Source organism: Streptomyces sp. NPDC048441 (assembly GCF_043200235.1).
Classification (GTDB): Bacteria; Actinomycetota; Actinomycetes; order Streptomycetales; family Streptomycetaceae; genus Streptomyces.
In genome coordinates, this window is sequence record NZ_JBICXM010000011.1 from 99,452 (window position 1) to 114,592 (window position 15,141).

Annotated in this window: 15 protein-coding genes and 1 tRNA gene; 10 read left to right on the forward strand and 6 right to left on the reverse strand. The window is 69.4% G+C overall.

Annotated elements, in window-relative coordinates:
- Positions 1 to 54 precede the first annotated feature (54 nt).
- Complete coding sequence (locus ACGFSB_RS26015) at positions 55 to 768, reverse strand: DUF461 domain-containing protein (RefSeq protein WP_393403797.1); 714 nt, start codon at positions 766 to 768, stop codon at positions 55 to 57.
- Positions 769 to 1,449: 681 nt separating this feature from the next.
- On the opposite strand from ACGFSB_RS26015, the gene ACGFSB_RS26020 reads away from it, so the two are divergent.
- The 7 genes from ACGFSB_RS26020 (at position 1,450) to ACGFSB_RS26050 (ending at position 8,410) form a co-directional block, all read left to right on the forward strand.
- On the forward strand, positions 1,450 to 1,932 hold the full coding sequence (locus ACGFSB_RS26020) for a CarD family transcriptional regulator (protein WP_003953493.1): 483 nt from the start codon (positions 1,450 to 1,452) through the stop codon (positions 1,930 to 1,932).
- Between the two features lie 336 nt (positions 1,933 to 2,268).
- Positions 2,269 to 3,006: a 2-C-methyl-D-erythritol 4-phosphate cytidylyltransferase gene (ispD, locus tag ACGFSB_RS26025; protein ID WP_393403800.1), complete on the forward strand. Its 738-nt coding sequence runs from the start codon at positions 2,269 to 2,271 to the stop codon at positions 3,004 to 3,006.
- On the forward strand, positions 2,996 to 3,499 hold the full coding sequence (gene ispF, locus ACGFSB_RS26030; RefSeq protein ID WP_393403803.1) for a 2-C-methyl-D-erythritol 2,4-cyclodiphosphate synthase: 504 nt from the start codon (positions 2,996 to 2,998) through the stop codon (positions 3,497 to 3,499). Before ispD ends, ispF begins: the two co-directional genes overlap by 11 nt.
- A gap of 125 nt (positions 3,500 to 3,624) precedes the next feature.
- Positions 3,625 to 4,029, forward strand: a complete 405-nt coding sequence (locus tag ACGFSB_RS26035) for a PPOX class F420-dependent oxidoreductase (protein ID WP_393403806.1) — start codon at positions 3,625 to 3,627, stop codon at positions 4,027 to 4,029.
- A gap of 112 nt (positions 4,030 to 4,141) precedes the next feature.
- Entirely contained in the window at positions 4,142 to 5,542 is a 1,401-nt protein-coding gene (gene cysS, locus ACGFSB_RS26040) for a cysteine--tRNA ligase (protein ID WP_393403809.1), read from the forward strand.
- A 139-nt stretch (positions 5,543 to 5,681) separates the two neighbouring features.
- Positions 5,682 to 6,644 carry a 23S rRNA (guanosine(2251)-2'-O)-methyltransferase RlmB gene (gene rlmB / locus ACGFSB_RS26045; RefSeq protein ID WP_393403812.1) on the forward strand — a complete coding sequence of 321 codons (963 nt, stop codon included), beginning with the start codon at positions 5,682 to 5,684 and terminating at the stop codon, positions 6,642 to 6,644.
- A gap of 125 nt (positions 6,645 to 6,769) precedes the next feature.
- Positions 6,770 to 8,410, forward strand: coding sequence for a DoxX family protein (locus ACGFSB_RS26050; RefSeq protein ID WP_393403815.1), 1,641 nt, complete (start codon positions 6,770 to 6,772; stop codon positions 8,408 to 8,410).
- A 97-nt stretch (positions 8,411 to 8,507) separates the two neighbouring features.
- On the opposite strand, the gene ACGFSB_RS26055 is transcribed toward ACGFSB_RS26050, so the two are convergent.
- The 3 genes from ACGFSB_RS26055 to ACGFSB_RS26065 form a co-directional block, all read right to left on the reverse strand.
- Positions 8,508 to 9,239, reverse strand: a complete 732-nt coding sequence (locus ACGFSB_RS26055; RefSeq protein ID WP_393403817.1) for an NDP-sugar synthase — start codon at positions 9,237 to 9,239, stop codon at positions 8,508 to 8,510.
- Positions 9,240 to 9,265: 26 nt separating this feature from the next.
- Positions 9,266 to 9,724 (reverse strand): hypothetical protein, encoded by a 459-nt coding sequence (locus ACGFSB_RS26060; RefSeq protein WP_393403820.1) that lies wholly within the window; start codon positions 9,722 to 9,724, stop codon positions 9,266 to 9,268.
- 204 nt (positions 9,725 to 9,928) lie between these two features.
- Positions 9,929 to 11,065: an ABC transporter ATP-binding protein gene (locus ACGFSB_RS26065; RefSeq protein WP_393403822.1), complete on the reverse strand. Its 1,137-nt coding sequence runs from the start codon at positions 11,063 to 11,065 to the stop codon at positions 9,929 to 9,931.
- A gap of 218 nt (positions 11,066 to 11,283) precedes the next feature.
- Between ACGFSB_RS26065 and ACGFSB_RS26070 the strand changes: the two genes are divergently transcribed.
- Positions 11,284 to 11,357, forward strand: a tRNA-Thr gene (locus ACGFSB_RS26070).
- 69 nt (positions 11,358 to 11,426) lie between these two features.
- On the opposite strand, the gene ACGFSB_RS26075 is transcribed toward ACGFSB_RS26070, so the two are convergent.
- Positions 11,427 to 12,821: an NAD(P)/FAD-dependent oxidoreductase gene (locus ACGFSB_RS26075; protein WP_393403825.1), complete on the reverse strand. Its 1,395-nt coding sequence runs from the start codon at positions 12,819 to 12,821 to the stop codon at positions 11,427 to 11,429.
- A gap of 131 nt (positions 12,822 to 12,952) precedes the next feature.
- Here ACGFSB_RS26075 and ACGFSB_RS26080 point away from each other — a divergent pair, with 131 nt between their 5' ends.
- Entirely contained in the window at positions 12,953 to 13,750 is a 798-nt protein-coding gene (locus ACGFSB_RS26080; protein WP_393403827.1) for a DsbA family protein, read from the forward strand.
- On the opposite strand, the gene ACGFSB_RS26085 is transcribed toward ACGFSB_RS26080, so the two are convergent.
- The gene (locus ACGFSB_RS26085) at positions 13,728 to 14,405 is read right to left on the reverse strand and encodes a rhomboid-like protein (RefSeq protein ID WP_393403829.1); all 678 of its coding nucleotides are present in this window, start codon (positions 14,403 to 14,405) and stop codon (positions 13,728 to 13,730) included. The genes ACGFSB_RS26080 and ACGFSB_RS26085 overlap by 23 nt on opposite strands.
- A 238-nt stretch (positions 14,406 to 14,643) precedes the next feature.
- On the opposite strand from ACGFSB_RS26085, the gene ACGFSB_RS26090 reads away from it, so the two are divergent.
- Positions 14,644 to 15,126 carry a GNAT family N-acetyltransferase gene (locus ACGFSB_RS26090; protein WP_393403832.1) on the forward strand — a complete coding sequence of 161 codons (483 nt, stop codon included), beginning with the start codon at positions 14,644 to 14,646 and terminating at the stop codon, positions 15,124 to 15,126.
- Positions 15,127 to 15,141: the final 15 nt, after the last annotated feature.

Here is a 15,141-nt window from a genome sequence, read left to right on the forward strand (position 1 = left end):
GCGAGAGGGCGGGAACCCGGCACCGGGTTCCCGCCCTCTCGCATGTGCGTCGTATCAGTGCTGAGTGCCCGCGTTCTGCGACGCGGCGCCCGACGGGTCCGTCGCCGCGCCGGAGGCGTCGCCCGACGGCTTCCCCGAAGGGTTGGTGCTCGCACCGTCGGGGGCGGGCTCACCGCTCGCCACGCCCGTCGGCTTACCCGACGGCTTCGAACCCGGAGCCTCGGAAGCGTCCGGAACCTCGCTCGGGCCCCACTTCTTGAAGTAGCTGTCCGCCGGCACGACGAAGGTCTTCATCTTCACGTCGCCGGTCTTGCTGAAGCTGAAGGTGACCGGCTGCGCGTTGCCGTCCTTGACGGCCTCGCGGCTGCTGGGCAGGACGGCGGAGGCGTTGTCCTTGCCGCCGATGATGACGGAGCCACCGGCCGGGATGGTCAGCGGACCGCCCCGCTTGGAGACCTTGTCGTCCTTGGCCGGGGTGATCTTGGCCGTCTTGCCGGTTCCGTTGACCGCGATGCCGTCCAGGGTCTGGTCGGTGCGGCCGTTGTTGAAGATCGTCGCGGCGACCACGGCGGGGCCCGTCGACTTCAGGTCGGGCTGGGTGATCACCATGGCGTTCTGGATCTTGATGTCCCCGACGGCGGTTGCCGCGTTGTCCGGCTTCACCTCGAGCGTCTGAGCGTTGCTGCCGGCGCCGCACGCGGCGAGCGAGGCGAGCGAGAACGCGATGGCGGTGGCGGCGATGGCGCCACGTCGAAGGCTGCGGCTCACGGCGGCGGCAACTCCTTGAACGAGGGCGGTAAGGGAGAGGCGGACGGCCGTAAAGCCGTCCTAAGTGTGTGTCAGCGGGCTTAGGTTACCGAGCCGCTCCCGCGCCATCGCACCCGACCCGCCCCTACGGCCCGCGAGCCTCTCGCGTGCCTCTTCCGTGTCTCTCGTGTCCCGCCGCGGCTGGGGCCGCAGAAGTCACTGCCGTCGCCTCCGTCACCATCCGCGCCATTGGCCTCTCGTTCACCATTCACATAAGAGCCGTCAAGAGTCGCCGCGGCCCGTCCTGCGGATTTCCGGTAAGGAATGCATGGCGGTTCGGGGAAGTCCGGGGAAGTCCGGGAAATTGATCACCGGGGTCGCTTGATCAATTCCGGATTCATGCCGAACGGCGACTAGCACGGCTCTCCGGTCGCCGAACGGAGTAGCGGAAGTTCACCGCTTGGAACCTGGCAAACCGGGACGTTCGTCCTCGTGGAGCGCTCTCGGAGGGGGTGTAACGGGCGCGTTTCCGCTTCCCCGGAGAGCCGCTCCCACCTGCGAATACCTCGCTCCGGAAGCCCTTCGCAGCACGTTCCTGTTGCAGTTGTCAAGCCCCGAGATATGCCCTGACCTGCGAAAACGCCATTCAGAAGAGGCCGTTCTCGTGTTAGGATGGATAGCCACGGAAGGGGTACCTGTCACATGACGTTCAAGGTTGGCGACACCGTGGTCTATCCCCATCACGGGGCCGCGCTGATCGAGGCCATTGAGACTCGCCAGATCAAAGGCGTGGACAAGACCTACTTGGTGCTGAAGGTCGCTCAGGGCGACTTGACGGTACGTGTGCCTGCGGACAATGCGGAGTTCGTCGGCGTACGTGATGTGGTTGGTCAGGACGGGCTCGACCGGGTCTTCGAAGTACTGCGCGCGCCGTACGCCGAAGAGCCGACGAACTGGTCCCGTCGCTACAAGGCAAATCTCGAGAAGCTCGCATCGGGCGATGTCATCAAGGTCGCGGAAGTCGTGCGTGACCTGTGGCGTCGTGAGCGCGAGCGCGGACTCTCCGCGGGTGAGAAGCGCATGCTCGCCAAGGCTCGCCAGATCCTGGTGAGCGAGCTCGCCCTCGCGGAGAACACGAACGAGGACAAGGCCGAGGCCCTGCTTGACGAGGTTCTCGCGTCCTGATCGCGCTGATCGCGTCCTGACATGATCAGGCACGACGTCTTGGCGCATGAAATGCCGCGGTGCCCGCTGACCCTCAATGGTGTCGCCGGGCGCTGCGGCATGTTCGTACCCAGACGAGATCTCGTCCCCAGACAAGATCTAGTGCTCAGACGCAATCCCTGAATGAATGAATTCCTACGTCGTACTCGGTGCTGCTTGTGTGTGTGCCGCGTGATGGGTGCCGGGCTCGGGCAGTGGCTCGACCAGATGTCACGGAAGGGTCCGGTCAAGGGCTCGCGCCCGGCGTCGCTGTGGCCATACCCACCTCGGCCGAGCACACAAACCTGAACGGAACCGATGTCTGAGGAATCCCGCACCGCGGTCGTCATTCCCGCCGCCGGACGCGGCGTACGGCTCGGGCCGGGCGCCCCCAAGGCGCTCCGCGCGCTGAACGGCACGCCCATGCTCATCCATGCCGTACGGGCCATGGCCGCATCCCGCGCCGTCTCGCTCGTCGTCGTCGTCGCCCCACCGGAGGGCGTCGCCGAGGTCAAGACCCTCCTGGCCGACCACGCACTCCCAGAGCGCACCGACTTCATGGTGGTCCCCGGCGGCGAGACCCGTCAGGAGTCCGTGAAGCTCGGCCTCGACGCCCTGCCGGAGGGCATCGGCGTCGTCCTGGTGCACGACGCGGCCCGCCCCCTGGTGCCGGTCGACACCGTCGACGGCGTCATCGAGGCCGTACGCGAAGGGGCCCCCGCTGTCGTCCCCGCGCTGCCCCTCGCCGACACCGTCAAGCAGGTCGAGCCGGGGGACCCCGCCAACCCGGGCCGCCCCGAGCCCGTGGTGGCCACGCCCGAGCGGGCCCGCCTGCGTGCCGTGCAGACCCCGCAGGGCTTCGACCGCGACACCCTCGTCCGCGCCCACGAGACGGTCACCGACGACGTGACGGACGACGCGAGCATGGTCGAGCAGCTCGGCCTCCAGGTCGTCGTCGTGCCGGGCCACGAAGAGGCCTTCAAGGTGACGCGCCCCCTCGACCTCGTCCTCGCCGAGGCCGTACTCGCCCGCAGGAGGGCCAACGATGGCTTCTGAGAACTCCCCGGCCCTCCGTATGCCGCAGGTCGGCATCGGCACCGACGTGCACGCCTTCGAGGAAGGGCGCGAGCTGTGGTGCGCCGGGCTCCTCTGGGAAGGCGAGACCGTCGGCCTCGCCGGGCACTCCGACGGGGACGTCGCCGCGCACGCCGCCTGCGACGCCCTGTTCTCCGCGGCCGGCATCGGCGACCTCGGCGCGCACTTCGGCACCAGCAGGCCCGAGTGGTCCGGTGCGTCCGGAGTGACGCTGCTCGCCGAGGCGGCCAGGATCGTGCGCGCCGAAGGCTTCGAGATCGGCAACATCGCCGTCCAGGTCATCGGCGTACGCCCCAAGGTCGGCAAGCGGCGCGACGAGGCGCAGAAGACGCTCAGCGCCGCCGCGGGCGCCCCCGTCGCCGTCTCCGGCACGACGACGGACGGGCTCGGCCTCACCGGCCGCGCCGAGGGCCTCGCCGCGATCGCCACGGCACTCGTGGTCCGGTCGGGCTGACCGGCGTACCGGCCGCGGGTGAAATGCCGCGGCGGGAGGGTGTGTTGGAGCAATATCGGGAACGCGTCCCCAGAGCAGCTCAACGTCACCCACCGACGTACGAGTACGAGAGAGAGGCACCCTTCATGGCCGCCGAACTGTCCGACAAGCTCAAGTCCCTTCTCGACACCCCCGTCTTCATCTCCGTGGCCACCATCCAGCCCGACGGCAGCCCCCAGGTCTCACCGGTCTGGGTGAAGCGCGACGGCGACGAGCTGCTCTTCTCCACCACGGTCGGCCGTCGCAAGGAGCAGAACCTGCGCCGCGACCCGCGCGTGACGGTGCTGCTCCAGCCCTTCGACGAGCCGTACTCGTACGCCGAGATCCGCGGCGAGGCGACGATGACCACCGAGGGCGGGCAGGAGCTCATCGACGAGCTGGCCCTGAAATACACCGGAAAGAAGTACGCGGAGTTCAACCCGGGCTCCGCGGACGACGCCCCGCGCGTCGTCGTCCGCGTCACCGCACGCAAGGTCGTCGGCAGGATCTGAGGGCTTCGCGCGCACACGCATCCCCCGCCCATGCCCCGCGCATGTCACAGTTCCGTGCCCTGTTGGCCCGAGAGGTCGCAGGGCACTGTCCTGCGCCCACTACCCTGGAGTGGTGACGATTCGCCTGTACGACACCAGCGCCCGGCAGATCCGAGACTTCAGCCCGCTCATCGACGGTTGTGTCTCGATCTACCTGTGCGGCGCTACGGTGCAGGCGGCCCCGCACATCGGGCACATCCGGTCCGGTCTGAACTTCGACATCATGCGCCGCTGGTTCGACTACCGCGGATACGACGTCACCTTCATCCGCAACGTCACGGACATCGACGACAAGATCATCCGGAAGTCGGCCGAGCAGGGCCGCCCGTGGTGGTCCATCGGGTACGAGAACGAGCGGGCCTTCAACGACGGCTACGACGTCCTCGGCTGCCTGCCGCCCACGTACGAGCCGCGTGCCACCGGTCACATCACCGAGATGATCGAGATGATGCGCGGCCTGATCGAGCGCGGCCACGCCTACGAGTCGGACGGCAACGTCTACTTCGACGTGAAGTCCTTCCCCGGCTACCTGGAGCTGTCCAACCAGGAGCTCGACAACCTGCTGCAGCCGTCGGGCGACGGCGAGACCGGCAAGCGCGACCCGCGTGACTTCGCCATGTGGAAGTCCGCCAAGGAGGGGGAGCCCAGCTGGGAGACCCCCTGGGGCCGCGGCCGTCCCGGCTGGCACCTGGAGTGCTCGGCGATGGCCCACAAGTACCTGGGCCGTGAGTTCGACATCCACGGCGGCGGCATCGACCTGATCTTCCCGCACCACGAGAACGAGATCGCGCAGGCCAAGGCCTTCGGGGACGCGTTCGCGCGGTACTGGGTGCACAACGGCTGGGTCACCATGAGCGGCGAGAAGATGTCCAAGTCGCTCGGCAACTCGGTTCTCGTGTCCGAGATGGTCAAGGCATGGCGCCCGATCGTCCTCCGCTACTACCTGGGCACCCCCCACTACCGCTCGATGATCGAGTACAGCGAGGAGGCCCTGCGCGAGGCCGAGTCCGCCTTCGCGCGGATCGAGGGCTTCGTGCAGCGCGTGGTGGAGAAGGCCGGGGGCGTCGTCGAGCCCGCGCCCGAGGTGCCGCCCGCCTTCGCCGACGCGATGGACGACGACCTCGGGGTCCCGCAGGCGCTCGCCATCGTCCACACGACGGTCAGGCAGGGCAATTCCGCCCTCGCCGCCGACGACAAGGAAGCCGCGGTGGCACGGCTCGCCGAGGTGCGGGCCATGCTGGGCGTGCTCGGCCTCGACCCGCTCGACCCGCACTGGGCCGGAGAGGGCGACCGCGGCGAAGACCTCCACGGAGTCGTCGACACCCTCGTACGCCTCGTGCTCCAGCAGCGCGAGGCGGCGCGTGGCCGCAAGGACTGGGCGACCGCCGACGCCATCCGTGATCAGCTCAACCAGTCCGGTCTCGTCATCGAGGACGGCCCGGCAGGACCGCGGTGGACACTCGGCCCGCGCTGAGCGTCCGAGTCCGTCAGGGCTCGCAATGTGCCGCCCGGCGACCCGGGCGGCACACTTCATATACGTACGCAGTTCACGCAGTGCGCAGTCACGCCGTACAGAGGCAGCCGCCGCACGCATCACAGAGACAGGTAGGTCCATGGCCGCTAACAACCGCCGCATGTCCGGCAAGAAGGGCGCGCAGGTCGGCAGCGGTGGAAATCGGCGCCGCGGCCTTGAGGGCAAGGGCCCGACGCCGCCCGCCGAGGCGCGCAAGGGACACAAGAAGAACCGCATCACCAACGCCATGGCCAAGAAGGCCACCGGCGGCCCCGGTGGCGGTGGCGGTCGGCGTCCCGTGAAGGGGCGCGGCGGCAAGGGCACGTCCGAGATGGTCGTCGGCCGCAACTCCGTCGTCGAGGCGCTGCGCGAGGGCGTCCCCGCGTCGATGCTCTACGTCCAGCAGTTCATCGACAACGACGAGCGCGTGCGCGAGGCGCTCCAGCTGGCAGGTGAGCGCGGCGGCATCCACCTCATGGAGGCGCCGCGCCCCGAGCTCGACCGCATGACGAACGGCCTCAACCACCAGGGCCTCGTGCTCCAGGTGCCGCCCTACGAGTACGCGCACCCCGAGGAGCTCGCGGCCGCCGCGTTCGACCGCGGCCAGGACCCGCTGATCGTCGCGCTCGACGGCGTGACGGACCCGCGGAACCTGGGCGCCGTGGTGCGTTCGGTCTCCGCCTTCGGCGGGCACGGCGTCGTCGTCCCCGAGCGGCGTGCCGCGGGCATGACCGCGGGCGCCTGGAAGACGTCCGCCGGTGCCGCGGCGCGTACGCCGGTGGCGCGGGCCACGAACCTGACCCGCGTCCTAGAGGCCTACAAGAAGGCCGGGCTCGCGATCGTCGGCCTCGCCGCGGACGGCGAGCACGAGGTCGGCGACCTGGCGGCACTGTCCGGCCCTGTCGTGATCGTCGTCGGAAGCGAGGGCAAGGGGCTCTCGCGTCTCGTCGGCGAGACCTGCGACTACCGGGTGCGGATCCCCATGCCGGGCGGCGCGGAGTCCCTGAACGCCGGTGTGGCGGCGGGCGTCGTGCTCTACGAGGCGTCCCGGCACCGTAGTTAGCCATCACCCCCGGACTTCGGTCGGCCCTGAGAAACCGGGCCGGCCGGAGACCGGGAGGATCTTGACGCGGTCCGGACATTTCCGCACGGTCAAGGCAGTGTCCTAAACACACATCACTCGGTTAGATGAGTGTGGACACCAGAACGCCCCGCAATCCCACGGGGGGAAGCTCGCCAGGTTTCGACGAAGCTCCCGCGCTGAGCATGGTGAAGGTGCCGAGCGACCCGGCCCAGGTCATCGTGAATCACGCGAGCTTCCGCGTGCAGCTCCCCACCGCGCAGCGGACCCAATCCCCGCGTATCGCACGGCACTTGAACACCGCCGACGACACCGCGCGCATCCCCGCAGTCGGCTCCACCACGCGGCGCCGCTCGCCCGTCGTCTGGAGCGGGAAGTCCGAACCGGGCGACCCCGGAGCCACCGGACTGCTCCAGGCGGTGCGCGGCACCGGCGTGCGCCATTCGGCCGAAGCCGGGGGCACCCCCTACGACGAAGGGGGAGCCACGCAGGTCATCCCCCGCATCGACCTCGACGACGACCTCGGCGACGGCCTCGAGAGTACGCAGGCCACACCTGCCGTCATCGGTCCCCGGCATCACAACCCCGACACCCGGCTGATCCCGCGTATGCCGATGTCGGAGAGCGACCTCGACGAGCAACTCCCGTACGAAGACGATGAGTTCGACGAGTTCGACGAGGGTGAGGGCCAGACCGTCCGGCGACACGGCGCGGATCCCGTCCGGCACGCCTACTACCCCGGCCGCCGCATGAACCTCGGCGTCGTGCTGCTCCCGCTGCGCGTCTTCCTCGGGTTCATCTCCATCTACGCCGGCATGGGCAAGCTCTGCGACCCCGTCTACTTCGACGGCGGCGAGCGCGGCTCCATGGTCAAGTGGCTCAACTCCCTGCACCCCTGGGCACTCGCCGAGCCACTGCGCGACTTCGCCCTCTCGCACCCGGTCGGCGCCGGGCTCTGCATCGCCTTCCTCCAGATCATCGTCGGCGTGCTCACGGTGCTCGGGCTCTGGCAGCGGGTCGCCGCCGGCATCGGCGTACTGCTCTCCGCCGCGCTCATCGTCACCGTCAGCTGGAAGACCGTCCCCGCCTACGACGCGCCGGACATCATCTACCTGGCCGCCTGGTCGCCGCTCATCATCGCGGGCGCACCCGTCTACTCCGTCGACGGACGCCTCGCGGGCGAGGCCTGGCGCACGCTCGGACCGCGCGTCGACATCTGGGAGCTGCGGCGGCGCGTGCTGCGGCGCGGCGGGCTCGTCGGAGCGCTCGTCGTGGGAGTCACCCTGCTGCTCGGCTCCATGCTCGGCGGCGCCGTGCGGGACGCCGACCGCGTGACCGTGCCGGGACCCGGCGAGGCGCCCCGCAACGAACTGCCGGGCTCGCCGCTCCCCGGTGAACCCGGCGGAAAGCAGAAGCACCGCCAGCGCCACTCGCAGAGCCCCACGGCCTCCGAGGCGCCCACCCAGGGCAGCTCCGCGAGCCCCACGCAGGGCGCGGGCGCGGCGACAACGCCGGGCACGGCGCCCGACACCGCCACCGCGGGCACGGGCCAGGGTCAGCCGAGCCAGACGCAGGGCACAGGACAGGCCCCGCCCCAGCAGTCGACGCCCCAGCAGCCCCCGTCGTCCACCACAGCGGGCCCCACATCCAGTGGCGGCAGCGGCGGCGGCACCCCCGAGGGCGGCGCGAGCGGCGGCAGCACGGGCGGCAACGACCGGCTGGTGGGCGGACTGCTGGGCGGCGGCTGACCCGCTGCTCTGTCTTCTCTCCCGTGTACGTCGATGGGGCCCCGCACAGACACTGTGCGGGGCCCCATCGACGTACGGAGGGAATCTGGCGAGACCCTCAACCGACCTGTGCGGCGAGCTCCTTGGCGGCTTCCGTGAGGTCCTTCGCGGTGTCGATCGCCCGCCAGTAGGCGCCCTGCGGCAGCGGGAAGCCCGCCAGGCTCTTCTCGCGGGCCAGGCGCGGGAACGTGGTCCGCTCGTGGTCACCGCGGTCCGGAAGGAGCGCGGCGAAGGACGAGGAGAAGACGTACACGCCCGCGTTGATCAGATACGGGGACGGCGGGGACTCGATGAAGTCCGTGATGTGGCCGAACGCGTCCGTCTCGACGGCGCCCCACGGAATGCGGGGGCGGGCCAGGGCGAGGGTCGCGGTGGCGTCGCGCTCGGCGTGGAAGGCCGCCATGTCGCGCAGCGAGAAGCGGGTCCAGATGTCGCCGTTCGTCGCGTACCAGGGGCGGTCCGCGTGCGGCAGGTGACGGGCGGCGTACTTGAGGCCGCCGCCGCGGCCCAGGGGCTCGGTCTCGACGACCGTGGTGACGTTCAGCGGGAGATCTGCCGACTCCAGCCACTCCTGGAGCACTTCGGCGAGATGGCCGCAGGAGACGACCGCGTCCGTCACGCCCTCGGCCGCGAGCCAGGAAAGCTGATGGCCGATGATCGGGGTCCCTGTGCCAGGGATCTCGACCATCGGCTTGGGCCGGTCGTCGGTGTACGGACGCAGGCGCGAGCCTTGGCCTCCGGCCAGGACGACGGCCTGCGTGGGCTGGTGAGCGTGGGGGTCGCCGGTCATGCCGGAAACCCTACGTGCCGCCCCGGTCAGCCGTTCTGGTGGGCGGCGACGCCTGCCGCGAAGGACGTGTCGCAGACCGGGCGGGAGTACGACTGGGCGCGGCTCGGGCCGTACTTCTGGACTGCGGCGCGGCCCAGGGCACGGGCGACGGAGACACAGTGCCTGGCGAGCGACGGGTGGCGGTTCACCTCCTGCTGGAGATGAGTGAGCGCCACGGCCGGGCTCCTGTCCTGGAGCTCCAGGAGCAGCCGGTCGCGCAGGACGTCCTGCGGGGCGCGGGACTTGGCCGGCACGGAGAGGTTGTCGGCGGATGCGGTGAGCATCGAATCCGAGGAGTTCCCGGACCAGTTGACGCTGGTGACCGCGAGGGTCCCGGAGAGCACCAGCATCACGGGCAGGACGAGGGCGAGCGTGCGACCGATGCGTCGGGCGGGGCCTCGATGGGCTCGGCGCGACTTCTGGGTGTAGTTGGCGGAGTGCGTCACGCGAGTGAGCGTAGCGGTCGGTGATGATTTGGCGACATTACGTCACTCGGTCGAGCGACGGAGAATGAGGTTTCTTTGGAGTCGTGTTGACGAGCGCTGGTCGAAATGACTGGTCTGCCGGGGTATTTGTCGACAACACCGCCGCACGCGCAGGGCCCCGCACCGAGGGGTGCGGGGCCCTGCACGTGCTGATGAGGCGGACTGTCAGTCGGTGAGGCGCTCACCGGTCGACGTCGAGAAGACATGGATCTCACCCGGGCGCGGCACGACGTGCAGCTGCGTGCCCTTCTCCGGGACCTTGCGGCCGTTCACACGGACCACGAGGTCCTTGTGCTCGCCGCTGACCTCCGCGGAGCCGTAGACGTAGCCGTCGGCGCCGAGCTCCTCGACGACGTTCACGGAGACGGCGAGGCCCGCGGGCGCGTCCTCGGTCTCCTTGGAGAGGGACTTCGCGGCGGCGCCGTTCTGCTCGACGATGTCGAAGTGCTCGGGGCGGACGCCGACCGTGACCGTGCGGTCGCCCTTGTCGGCCGCGGCGGACAGCGCCTCGCGGTTGACCGGCACGACCGAGTTGCCGAACTTCACGCCGCCGTCGGTGATCGGGACCTCGACGAGGTTCATCGCGGGGGAGCCGATGAAGCCCGCGACGAAGAGGTTCACCGGGCGGTCGTACATGTTGCGCGGCGAGTCGACCTGCTGGAGCAGACCGTCCTTCAGGACCGCCACGCGGTCGCCCATGGTCATGGCCTCGACCTGGTCGTGGGTGACGTAGACGGTGGTGATGCCGAGACGGCGCTGGAGCGACGCGATCTGCGTACGCGTCGACACACGCAGCTTGGCGTCGAGGTTCGACAGCGGCTCGTCCATGAGGAAGACCTGCGGCTCACGCACGATGGCGCGCCCCATGGCGACACGCTGACGCTGACCGCCGGAGAGGGCCTTCGGCTTGCGGGCCAGGTAGTCCGTGAGGTCGAGGATCTTCGCCGCGTCCTCGACCTTCTGGCGGATCTCGGCCTTGTTGACGCCCGCGATCTTCAGGGCGAAGCCCATGTTGTCGGCGACCGTCATGTGCGGGTAGAGCGCGTAGTTCTGGAACACCATGGCGATGTCCCGGTCCTTGGGCGGCAGGTGCGTGACGTCGCGGTCACCGATGCGGATCGCGCCCGCGTTCACGTCCTCGAGACCCGCGAGCATCCGCAGGGAGGTGGACTTTCCGCAGCCGGAGGGACCGACGAGGACGAGGAATTCGCCGTCCGCGACATCGAGCTCGAGCTGATCGACGGCGGGCTTGTCGCCACCCGGGTAGATGCGGGTCGCCTTGTCGAACGAAACAGTGGCCATGGTGAAGGCCCCCTTCACCGGCAGGAACGTGCCGGACGATCCGTAGTAGAGGGAGTGGTGTAGTCCACCTGAGTGAACTGTTCGTGACCGTACCCCGGGGGTCACAGGTCTGTCAGTAGTCGGGGAGTCGCGAGCTTCGGGGAAATTTTCGACAGGGGCATCGGCGGTGTTGGTTACACTGCTCGAGCACGTCAGCGCACGCCTTGCCTGCCTTGTATGCCTCCTTAGCTCAGATGGCCAGAGCAACGCACTTGTAATGCGTAGGTCGTCGGTTCGAATCCGACAGGGGGCTCAGAGTGCCCGAAGGCCCCGCTCACCTCTCCCGGTGAGCGGGGCCTTCGGGCGTTTGCCGTACGTGCGCTCAGTGGCGGCCCGACAAGCGGTCCGCGATGCGGGCCAGGCGGGGGGCCTGGGTGGTCGGGGTGGTGAGTTCTCGGCGGTCCGCGTTGCGGTATGTCGCGTACATGCCCTGGACGCCCAGCCAGCGGAACGGTTCCGGTTCCCATTTGCGGACCTTGTGGTTGACCCAGGGGAGGGTCGTCAGGTCGGTGGTACCGCTCTGGCCCGAGTCCTGCTGGACCAGGTCGCGCAGGGTGCGGGCCGCGAGGTTGGCGGTGGCTACGCCCGAGCCGACGTAGCCGCCGGCCCAGCCGAGGCCCGTCGCGCGGTCCAGGGTGACCGTGGCACACCAGTCGCGGGGGACGCCGAGCACGCCGGACCAGGCGTGGGCCACCTGTACTCCGGCCAGCTGGGGGAAGAAGCGGGTCAGGATTTCGTGCAGGGCCTCGATGGTGGCCGGTTGGGTGCGGCCGTCGTTGTCCGTTTTTGAGCCGTAGCGGTAGGGGACGCCTCGGCCGCCGAGTGCGATGCGGCCGTCCGCGGTGCGCTGGGCGTACATGTACGCGTGCGCCATGTCGCCGAGTGTTTCCCGGCCCTCCCAGCCGATCGACTCCCATTGGGCGGGAGTGAGTGGCTCCGTTGCGATCATTGAGGAGTTCATGGGGAGCCAGGTGCGGCGCTGGCCCTTGAGGGACGCCGTGAAGCCCTCCGTGCAGCGCAGGATGTACGGGGCGCGGACCGTGCCGTACGGCGTGCTGGCGTGCTTGGGTTTGATCTCCGTGACGGGCGTCGATTCGTGGATCGTCACGCCGAGTGCTTCGACTGCCGCCGCCAGGCCCTTCACCAGTTTCACCGGGTGCAGGCGTGCGCCGTGCGGGGTCCAGGTGGAGCCGACCGCGCCCGCCACGCGTACGCGGTCGGCCGTCTCGCGGGCGCCGTGCAGGGTGCGGTCCTTCTCGCCGTACGCGAGCTCCGTGGCGTGGAATTCCTTCAGGCGCGCCAACTGGGCTGGTGTGTACGCCACTTCGAGTACGCCGCCGTGGTGGATGTCCGCGTCTATCTGCTCTTCGGCGGCGGCGCGGATCACCTCGTCGACCGTGTCGTTCATTGCCTCCTGTAGGCGGACCGCCGCTTCTTTGCCGTGCAGGCGGGCGTAGCGGTCGCGGCCCGCGATGCCGTTGTAGAGCCAGCCGCCGTTGCGGCCGGAGGCTCCGTAGCCGCAGAACTTCTGTTCCAGGACGGTGATGCGGAGGAAGGGGGCGGACTTCTTCAGGTAGTACGCGGTCCACAGGCCCGTGTAACCGCCGCCGACTATGCAGACGTCGGCACTCTCGTCGCCCGCGAGCGGTTCGCGGGGGGCCGGGGTGCCGTGGTCCGCGTACCAGAACGAGATGCCGCCGTTGATCGTGCTGCTCATGTGCCGGACGTTACTGCGCTGATGGGGGCTTTGGGGAGGGCCGTGCCATGCGGCTTCGGTGCGGGGGGTCCGATACGTTGATGCGGTGCGTGGCGGAGGGTCATGTGCCGAGATCCTGGAGGAACGTTCAGATGGCCGTACGCGCCGTACGCAAGGCCGGGCGCATCGTCGCCGCGGTGGCAGCCACCGCACTCGTCGCCGCGGGCGCGGCCGCCTGCGGGCCCGAGGACCTGACGGGCGGGGGCGATGGCAAGGCGTCGGGTTCGTCGTCGGCTTCGGTGTCGCCCTCGGAGTCCGGGTCGGAGTCCGGGGGTGCCGGTGGTTCGGCGGTGAAGGCGCCTCCGGCCGGCAGCGACGCGCTCGCGCGGACGCCCGCCTCCGTGAAGGGCGGTGTGATCACGGTCGGCGACCCGAAGGCCGGGCACACGGTCAAGCTGTACGAGGACCCGCGCTGCCCCATCTGTAAGAAGTTCGAGGACAGCGGTGCGCAGGCCCTGGTGAAGCCGGTGGCCGAGGGCAAGGTGAAGGTCGAGTACACGATCGCCTCGTTCCTCGACAAGAATCTCGGCGGCAGCGGCTCGGTGAACGCGGCCAACGCGCTGCGGGCCTCGGTCGATGCGGGCAAGTTCCCGCAGTTCCACGCCGCGGTCTTCGCCAATCAGGCCGCGAGCGAGACCGAGGACGCGTACACGCCTGCCTTCCTGTTGAAGATCGCCGGTACGGTCGACGGGCTTCGGGGTGCCGAGTTCGACAAGGCCGTGCAGAAGGGGACGTACAAGAAGTGGGTCGGTGTGGCCATGCAGGCCTTCACCGACGACGGTATGCAGGGCACGCCGACCGTCGTGATCGACGGGAAGAAGGCGGCGAGCGACTCGTTGTTCGATCAGGACGCGTTCGCCAAGGAGCTCAAGGGGTCCGGGATCTCTTGACCGGCCGTCTGGAGCCGGGGCCGGGGGCCGGGCGGACGGCGCTTCGGGTCAGTGGGTAGCAGGCCAGGCCGATCAGGACCGATGCGAAGTGGCCCAGGTCGGTGAAGGTCCTGCCGGTGATCAGCGGGGTGCCGTACACGGCGAGGACGATGAGCAGGTACGCGTATCTCCAGGGTTTCGGCACCCGGTAGGTGAGGACCGCGACCACGCCCGCGAGCGCGTAACTCACGCCCACGTCCAGGGTCTTGGCCGAGGACTGCGGGGCGGCGCCGTGGTGGATCGCGAGCGCGAGGACGCCTTCGCTGATGAGGGTGGCCATGACGTGCGCGCCCGCGGCCACCGCGAGCCAGCGGGCCGTGCCGAGCCAGCGTTCCGCGGTGGCGTGGAAGAGGGTGTAGAGCACGGCGTACGGGAGCCAGCTGCCGCCGTCGATCCAGAACGCGCTGGAGATCAGGACGCGGACGGGGTTGTGGGACAGCTCGTGGATGTTGGTGGAGCGCTGGCGTAGGAAGTCGTTCTCGAACTCCGGTGACATGTGGTGCATTGCCACTGTCGTGACGAAGAGGATCGCTAGCCAGATGTACGTTCCTGGGGCGCTGCGGATGTAGGACCGGACTGCCTGAGTCGCAGCCCTTGTACCCCGAATAATCCCCATGCGGTGATTCACCCACGCCGGTAGCGTCGCGGGCGTGATCGACATTCGCATTCCGGACGCGCTGATCGAGTCGCAGTACGCGTACGCGGGGGAGCCTTGGGCCGGGTGATGCAGAACGCGCTGTGGGAGATCGAGGACGGGCGTTCGCCGGACGAGGAGGACATGGAGGCCGCGCGACGGCTGCTCGGGTGGTGAGACGCCGGTTGGTGCCGGCGGGCGGCCTGGTTAGCCTGCGGCCATGATTCGTATCGCCACGCCTGACGACGTTCCCGTCATCCACGCCATGGTTCGCGACCTCGCCGAGTACGAGAAGGCCCTCGACGAGGTCAGGGCCACTGAGGAGCAGCTGCGTGACGCGCTCTTCGGGGAGCGGCCCGCCGCGTTCGCGCACATCGCGCAGGATGACGCCTCGGGGGAGGCCGTCGGGTTCTCGCTGTGGTTCTTGAACTTCTCCACGTGGCGCGGGGTGCACGGGATCTACCTGGAGGACCTGTACGTACGGCCCGAGGCGCGCGGCGGCGGTTACGGCAAGGCGCTGCTGACCGAGCTCGCGCGGATCTGTGTGGAGCGGGGGTATGAGCGGCTTGAATGGTCCGTGCTCGACTGGAACGAGCCGTCGATCAACTTCTACAAGTCGCTCGGTGCGGTGCCGCAGGACGAGTGGACTGTGTATCGGTTGACCGATGGGGCGTTGGCCGGGCTGGGGGCCGCTACCGACTAGCAGGGCCGCTTGTTC